The organism is Sphaerisporangium sp. NPDC049003 (assembly GCF_043197795.1).
Classification (GTDB): Bacteria; Actinomycetota; Actinomycetes; order Streptosporangiales; family Streptosporangiaceae; genus Sphaerisporangium.
The window spans coordinates 56,660-63,623 of sequence record NZ_JBICTU010000006.1; the positions used below are offsets into that span (position 1 = coordinate 56,660).

The 6,964-nt window shown below is 69.6% G+C and carries 4 protein-coding genes and 1 pseudogene; 3 read left to right on the plus strand and 2 right to left on the minus strand.

Annotated features, from left to right (window positions below; all coding sequences use genetic code 11):
• Positions 1–269: 269 nt before the first annotated feature.
• The 3 genes from ACGFIV_RS08335 to ACGFIV_RS08345 all read left to right on the plus strand — a co-directional run bounded on the left by ACGFIV_RS08335 (position 270) and on the right by ACGFIV_RS08345 (position 4,992).
• A complete protein-coding gene (locus ACGFIV_RS08335; protein ID WP_392833143.1) occupies positions 270–2,591 on the plus strand; it encodes a glycoside hydrolase family 6 protein in 2,322 nt (773 codons plus the stop codon).
• A 545-nt stretch (positions 2,592–3,136) separates the two neighbouring features.
• Positions 3,137–4,579, plus strand: coding sequence for an MFS transporter (locus ACGFIV_RS08340; RefSeq protein ID WP_358554958.1), 1,443 nt, complete (start codon positions 3,137–3,139; stop codon positions 4,577–4,579).
• Positions 4,576–4,992, plus strand: coding sequence for a MarR family transcriptional regulator (locus ACGFIV_RS08345; protein ID WP_358554955.1), 417 nt, complete (start codon positions 4,576–4,578; stop codon positions 4,990–4,992). The genes ACGFIV_RS08340 and ACGFIV_RS08345 overlap by 4 nt, the downstream gene beginning before the upstream one ends.
• Before the next feature lie 9 nt (positions 4,993–5,001).
• Here the strand turns inward: ACGFIV_RS08345 and ACGFIV_RS08350 are convergent, their stop codons facing one another.
• Both ACGFIV_RS08350 and ACGFIV_RS08355 read right to left on the minus strand, forming a co-directional pair.
• Positions 5,002–6,189, minus strand: a complete 1,188-nt coding sequence (locus ACGFIV_RS08350) for a family 2 encapsulin nanocompartment cargo protein polyprenyl transferase (protein WP_392833148.1) — start codon at positions 6,187–6,189, stop codon at positions 5,002–5,004.
• Positions 6,190–6,459: 270 nt separating this feature from the next.
• Positions 6,460–6,964: pseudogene (locus ACGFIV_RS08355) on the minus strand (Crp/Fnr family transcriptional regulator); the annotation flags it as partial.

Sequence of the window (6,964 nt, forward strand, 5' to 3'; positions counted from 1 at the left end):
CCCCCGGCCCTCCAAATGAATGTTTCATCGGACTGCGCGGCGATCTATGGGGCCGCCCGGCGCGTTTGCCAAGGCCAACGAGGGGCCGGGTGCCGAGCGGCGGGCGAGGGCTTGCCGTCGGGCCGTCGCCGCGCGCAATCTGCTGTACATCCTCCCGAAACAACCACACCATGGGAGCGCTCCCACCGCCGCATGTCGAGCTGGGCGCTGCTTGGCCGTCTCAAGAAGGCGGCGGACCCATCAAGTTTCATAAGGGAGACGAACAGACAATGGGACCCCACAAGAGTTCCTGGCGCAGAGCCGTGACGGCGGTGGCAGCGTTGCTGCTCACCGCCATCGGGCTCGTCGTCAGCCCGACTTCGGCCAGCGCCGCCGTCGCCTGTCAGGTCACCTATGAGAAGGCCTGGGAAGGCGGCAACGGGTTCGGCGGAAACGTCACGATCAAGAACCTGGGCGACCCCCTGACCAACTGGACGCTGACCTTCGCCTTCCCGGGCAACCAGCAGGTGAGCCAGGGCTGGACCGCCGACTGGTCACAGTCCGGCGCGAACGTCACCGCGAAGAGCCTCTCGTACAACGGCAGCCAGGCGACCGGAGCCTCGTGGAGCATCGGGTTCAACGGCACGTTCAGCGGCACCAACACCAACCCGACCAGCTTTGCGATCAACGGTGTGACCTGTAACGGCGGGGGCGGCACGACCCAGTCCCTGGTGGTCAGCCCCACCGCGGTGACCGTCACGGCGGGCAGCACGGCGACCTACTCCGTGAAGCTGGCGGCGCAGCCGGCGAGCAACGTGACGGTGACCTCGACCGCCGGCACCGGTAACTCCGGGATCACGGTGAGCGGTGGCGCGAGCCTGACGTTCACCTCCGCGAACTGGAACACCGCGCAGAACGTGACGCTGTCGGCCGCGGCGAACGCCAGCAGCGCCAACGGCACGCGGGCCATCACGGTCGCCTCCGCCGGTCTCGCCTCGGTCGCGGTGACCGCGTCCGTCCAGGGTGGCGGCGGCACGACCCAGTCCCTGGTGGTCAGCCCCACCGCGGTGACCGTCACGGCGGGCAGCACGGCGACCTACTCCGTGAAGCTGGCGGCGCAGCCGGCGAGCAACGTGACGGTGACCTCGACCGCCGGCACCGGTAACTCCGGCATCACGGTGACGGGCGGCGCGAGCCTGACGTTCACCTCCGCGAACTGGAACACCGCGCAGAACGTGACGCTGTCGGCCGCGGCGAACGCCAGCAGCGCCAACGGCACGCGGGCCATCACGGTCGCCTCCTCCGGCCTCACCTCGGTCACGGTCACCGCGTCCGTGCAGACCGGCGGCGGCAACCCGGGCACGCACGTCGACAACCCCTACGTCGGCGCCACCGGCTACGTGAACAGCGACTGGTCCACCAAGGCCGCCGCCGAGCCGGGCGGCTCCGCCGTGGCGAACATCTCGACGGGCGTGTGGCTGGACCGCATCGCCGCCATCGCCGGCTCGTCGAGCGCCAAGGGCCTGCGCGCGCACCTCGACGCGGCCGTCCAGCAGGACGCCGCCAACGGCAGCACCCCGCTGACCATCCAGTTCGTCATCTACAACCTGCCGAACCGCGACTGCTCGGCTCTGGCCTCCAACGGCGAGCTCAAGATCTCTGAGAACGGCCTCAACCGCTACAAGACCGAGTACATCGACCCGATCGCCGCGATCATGGCCGACCCCAAGTACGCGGCGCTGCGCATCGTATCGATCATCGAGATCGACTCGCTGCCGAACCTGATCACCAACACCAACATCGCCGCCTGCGCCGAGGCGCAGTCGTCGGGCGCCTATGTCCAGGGTGTGCAGTACGCCCTGAACAAGCTGCACGCGATCACGAACGTGTACACCTACATCGACGCGGGACACCACGGCTGGCTCGGCTGGGACACCAACTTCGGCCCGTCGGCCCAACTCTTCGCCAGCACCGCGCGCGGCACCACCGCGGGTATGTCCAGCGTCGACGGCTTCATCACCAACACCGCCAACTACTCCGCGCTGACCGAGCCGTACTTCACCATCAACTCCACCCCGGGTGGCCAGACGGTGCGTCAGTCCCGCTGGGTCGACTGGAACTTCTACGTCGACGAGCTGACCTACGCCCAGGCGTTCCGCCAGCGGCTCATCACCGAGGGCTTCCCGTCGACCATCGGCATGCTGATCGACACCTCCCGTAACGGCTGGGGCGGCTCGGCCCGGCCCACGGCGGCGAGCACGTCGACCGACGTCAACACCTTCGTCGACCAGTCCCGCGTCGACCGGCGGATCCACGCCGGCAACTGGTGCAACCAGAGCGGCGCCGGGCTCGGCGAGCGTCCGAGGGCGAACCCCGCCACCGGCCTCGACGCCTACGTCTGGATCAAGCCTCCGGGCGAGTCGGACGGCTCCAGCTCCGCCATCCCGAACGACGAGGGCAAGGGCTTCGACCGGATGTGCGACCCGACCTACACCGGCAACGGCCGTAACGGCAACAACATGACCGGCGCTCTGCCGAACGCTCCGATCTCCGGCGCGTGGTTCTCGGCGCAGTTCCGTCAGCTCCTCCAGAACGCCTACCCGGCGCTCTAACCCGCAGACCGCGGGCCCCGCCACGGCTGAAGCGCAGCCCGTGGCGGGGCCCGTCACCAAACACCACCGTCCACCGAACACCACCGTCTACCGAGCAGCGGTCGTTCACCTACACCGTCGTGGTCCTGTCCCGGAGGGGTCCCCCCGGACAGGGCCACGACGTTTGTGCGGGCATGGTTCTCCCTCTGTCACCGGAGGCTTCCGTCTTGTCACCGGAGGTGCCGCGGGTGCCGCGGGACGAATGGGGGACAGCCGCGAGTGGCACGCTGACGGCAGCCATAGACCCGGCCGCGGCATCGCGTGACCGGCCGCTGTCCCCCTGAGCGCGGCGACGGCGGAGCCCGGCCCGAACGCGCTGCGCGGCACCCTTCAACGGCCCGAAAGCGGGACCGTCGCGGGTAACCGGCCATCGCACGCCCCCACGAGACTGGTTCTTCCCCGGGCATCAGCCATATATCCGCAGTTAATAGGCATAAATCAGACTATAAGAGGCATTGGTTGTACTCTTAAAACCGTTGTACGCCTACAACCTCTTGGGGAGGGCCGTGACCGAGCTCAGCCGCCGCAGGCGCATGCTCGTCCTGCTGATCTGCTGCATGAGCCTGCTCATCGTGGGGCTCGACAACACCATCGTGAACGTCGCCCTCCCGTCGATCGAGCGTGACCTTCGCGCACCGGTCTCGGGGATGCAGTGGACCATCGACGCCTACACGCTCGTGCTGGCGAGCCTCCTGCTCCTGTCGGGCTCGACGGGCGACCGCGTCGGGCGCCGCCGCACCTTCCAGATCGGCCTGGTGGTGTTCGCGGCCGGTTCGCTCCTCTGCGGGCTGGCGCCGAGCCTCGGCTGGCTGGTGGCCTTCCGGGTCCTCCAGGCGATCGGGGGCTCGATGCTCAACCCGGTCGCCATGTCGATCATCACGAACACCTTCACCGAGCCGAGGGAACGCGCCCGCGCCATCGGCGTGTGGGGAGGCGTGGTCGGCATCAGCATGGCGCTCGGCCCGGTCGTCGGCGGGGCGCTCGTCGACACGACCGGCTGGCGCTCGATCTTCTGGATCAACGTGCCGGTCGCGGTGGCCGCCCTGCTGCTCACGGCGCTGTACGTCCCCGAGTCCCGGGCGCCTCGTCCCCGCCGGATCGACCCCGTGGGCCAGGTGCTGGTCATCGTGACGCTGGCCTCGCTCACGTACGCGATCATCGAGGTGCCGAGCAGGGGCTGGAACTCCCCGGTGATCATCGCGTTCTCGGCCGCCGCCGTGGCCGCGCTGGCCGCCCTGATCGTGTACGAGCTGCGCCGCCCGGAACCCCTGATCGAGCTGCGCTTCTTCCGCAGCGTGCCCTTCTCGGGGGCGTCGGTCATCGCGGTGAGCGCGTTCTCGGGCTTCGGCGCGTTCCTGTTCCTCAACACGCTGTACCTGCAGGACGTACGGAATCTCTCACCGTTCCACGCGGGGCTGTGCACGCTGCCCATCGCGGCGATGGCGGTCGTGTTCGCCCCGCTGTCGGGCCGGCTGGTCGGGGAGCGCGGGTCCCGGCCTTCGCTCATCATGGCGGGTGTCGCCATCACCGCCAGCGGCCTCATGCTCACCCGGCTGACCGTGACCACGCCCATCCCCTGGCTGCTCGCCGGGTACACCGTCTTCGGCTTCGGGTTCGCCATGGTCAACGCGCCCGTCACCAACACCGCCGTATCGGGGATGCCCCTGGCACAGGCCGGGGTCGCGGCGGCCGTCGCCTCGACCAGCCGCCAGGTCGGCCAGTCGCTCGGCGTGGCCGTCGCCGGGTCGGTGCTCGCGTTCGGCATGACGGGACCCCTGAGGGAGGGGTTCACCACGGCCAGCCTGCCGGGTTGGTGGATCGTCGCAGGGTACGGGGCGGTCGTGCTGCTCCTGGGTATCATCACCACGGGCAGATGGGCGAAGAGCACCGCGGAGCGGACCGCGGCACGCCTCACCGTCGACGACACGAGGATTCCCGTCACGTCATGAGCCACGACCCCCAGATGGCCACCCGTGTCTGGCACGGCATGCGCGCGCTCGTCCTCGACCGGTATGACCGGCGCAAGGAGGTCTGCGACGCGCTCGACATGAGCTTCATCAGGGTCAAGGCGCTGCGCCGGCTGGCCGTGGCGCCGATGACGATGCGGCAGCTCGCCGCCGAGCTGAGCACGGACGCCCCCTACACCTCGCTTGTCGTGGACGATCTCGTACGGCGCGGCCTGGTGGTGCGCGACGTCCACCCGGACGACCGCCGCCAGAAGGTCGTGACCATGACCGCCGAGGGCGAGAAGGCCGCCGTGGTCGCCGATGCGATCCTCGGCGAGCCGCCCCCGCCTTTGCTCGATCTCGGCCCCGCCGACCTGGCGGCCCTCGACCGCATCATCACGGCCCTGACCCGCTGAGCCCCGCGCTCAGTGGTCGCGGTGGGTGACCAGGCGGGCGAGGGTGGTCAGCTCGAAGGCGGCCCTCGGCACGGGGTCGGCGGCCGTCAGGTGGCCGAGCGCCTCGGCCAGCAGGTCGTCGGCCCGCGCCTGGCTCCACGCACGGCCGCCCGCGGCCTCGATCAGCTCGGCGGCGCGGACCAGATCGGGACCGGTGAGCTCCTGCTCGCGGTGGTAGAGCGTCGAGAGCTCCTCACCGGCCGGAGTACCCGAGGCCAGGGCGGCGACCACGGGCAGGGACTTCTTCCGGTTGCGCAGGTCGGAGTAGACGGGCTTTCCCGTCACCGCCGGATCGCCCCAGATGCCGAGGAGATCGTCCACGAGCTGGAAGGCCAGCCCCAGGCGGGCGCCGAACCCCCGCAGCCGCTCGATCTGCTCAGGAGTCCCCCCGCCGAACAGGGCGCCGAGGGCGCAGGCGCCGCCCAGCAGCGCCCCCGTCTTGCCCTCGGCCATGCTCACACACTCGGACAGGCTCACATCGGCGCGTCTCTCGAAGGCCGTGTCCGCGCTCTGGCCCTCGACCAGATCGAGGACCGCGGCGCCGAGCACCCGGGCCCCGTCGGGAGCGGCGGGGTGGCCGTCGGCGCCCAGCACGTCGAAGGCCAGGGTCAGCAGGGCGTCACCGGCCAGGATGGCCGCGCTGACACCGAACACGCTCCAGGCCGTGGGGCGATGGCGTCGGGTCGCGTCGCCGTCCATCACGTCGTCGTGAAGCAGGGAGAAGTTGTGCACCAGCTCCACCGCGACCGCCGCCGACATGGCCGCGAGATTGAGGCCCCCGGCCGCGCCTCGGACCGCTCCCGCCTCGGGAGCGCCGTGGCCGCCCGTGGCCGGTGGCGGCGAGCCTGCGGGGACTCCGGCCGCGTCGGCGGCGATTCCGACCTCAGCAGCGCTTCCGACCTCAGCAGCGCTTCCGACCTCAGCGGCGACTCCGACCGCCTCGGCGGACAACAGGACGAGTGCCGGGCGGATGGCCTTGCCTCCGCCGCTCGTGGCCGGCCTGCCGTGCTCGTCCCGCCAGCCGAAGTGGTACTCCGTGATGCGCCGCATCGACGCGGGCAGGGTCTCCACCGCGGACCGCAGGGCGGGGCCGACCAGGTCGCGGCTCCAGGCCAGCACCTCGTGTGCCGGACGGCCCGTGGTCATCACCTTGGTCATACGCGCGACCCCTTCCCTCCGTGCCTGAACTGGGCGTGTTCGAAAGCCCCGCGGACGCCGGGGAGGACTTTCATCGACTTCATCACACTTATCGCAGTCAATCTCCGTTGTGACCACAGAAAGCTGGTCTCATCACTGTAAAACCGGGCTCAACTCCAGCCCATGGACGGCTCTGATCCCGGGCACCGCGAGGCGTTCTCAGGATGCGCATGGAGAAGCCGGGCGACCCAAACGGTCGCCTGGCGTTTCCATGCTGATTTCGGTCGTGGGTCAGAGGCCGATTTCGACGTGTTCGAGGACGCCGAGTGCGTCGGGGACCAGGACGGCGGCGGAGTAGTAGGCGCTGACGAGGTAGGACATGATGGCCTGTTCGTTGATGCCCATGAATCGGACGGAGAGGCCGGGTTCGTATTCGTCGGGGAGGCCGGTCTGGTGGAGGCCGATGACGCCTTGGTCGTCTTCTCCGGTGCGCATGACGAGGATGGAGCTGGTGCGGGTCTTGGTGATCGGGATCTTGTTGCAGGGCAGCAGGGGGACGCCGCGCCAGGACGGGATCGCGTGACCGTCGATCTCGACGCTCTGCGGATAGATCCCCCGGCGGTTGCACTCGCGGCCGAACGCGGCGATGGTCTCCGGGTGCGCGAGGAAGAAATGGGATTTCCTTCGCCTGCAGAGGAGCTCGTCGAGGTCGTCGGGGGTGGGTGGGCCGGTGCGGGTGTGGATGCGTTGTTTGAGGTCGGCGTTGTTGAGGAGGCCGAATTCGGGGTTGTTGATG

Bases quoted from the DNA above. Each gene is read 5' to 3' on its own strand.
- ACGFIV_RS08345 (WP_358554955.1), top strand. From the start codon at position 4,576: ATGAGCCACGACCCCCAGATGGCCACCCGTGTCTGGCACGGCATGCGC.
- ACGFIV_RS08335 (WP_392833143.1), top strand. From the start codon at position 270: ATGGGACCCCACAAGAGTTCCTGGCGCAGAGCCGTGACGGCGGTGGCA.
- ACGFIV_RS08350 (WP_392833148.1), bottom strand. From the start codon at position 6,189: ATGACCAAGGTGATGACCACGGGCCGTCCGGCACACGAGGTGCTGGCC.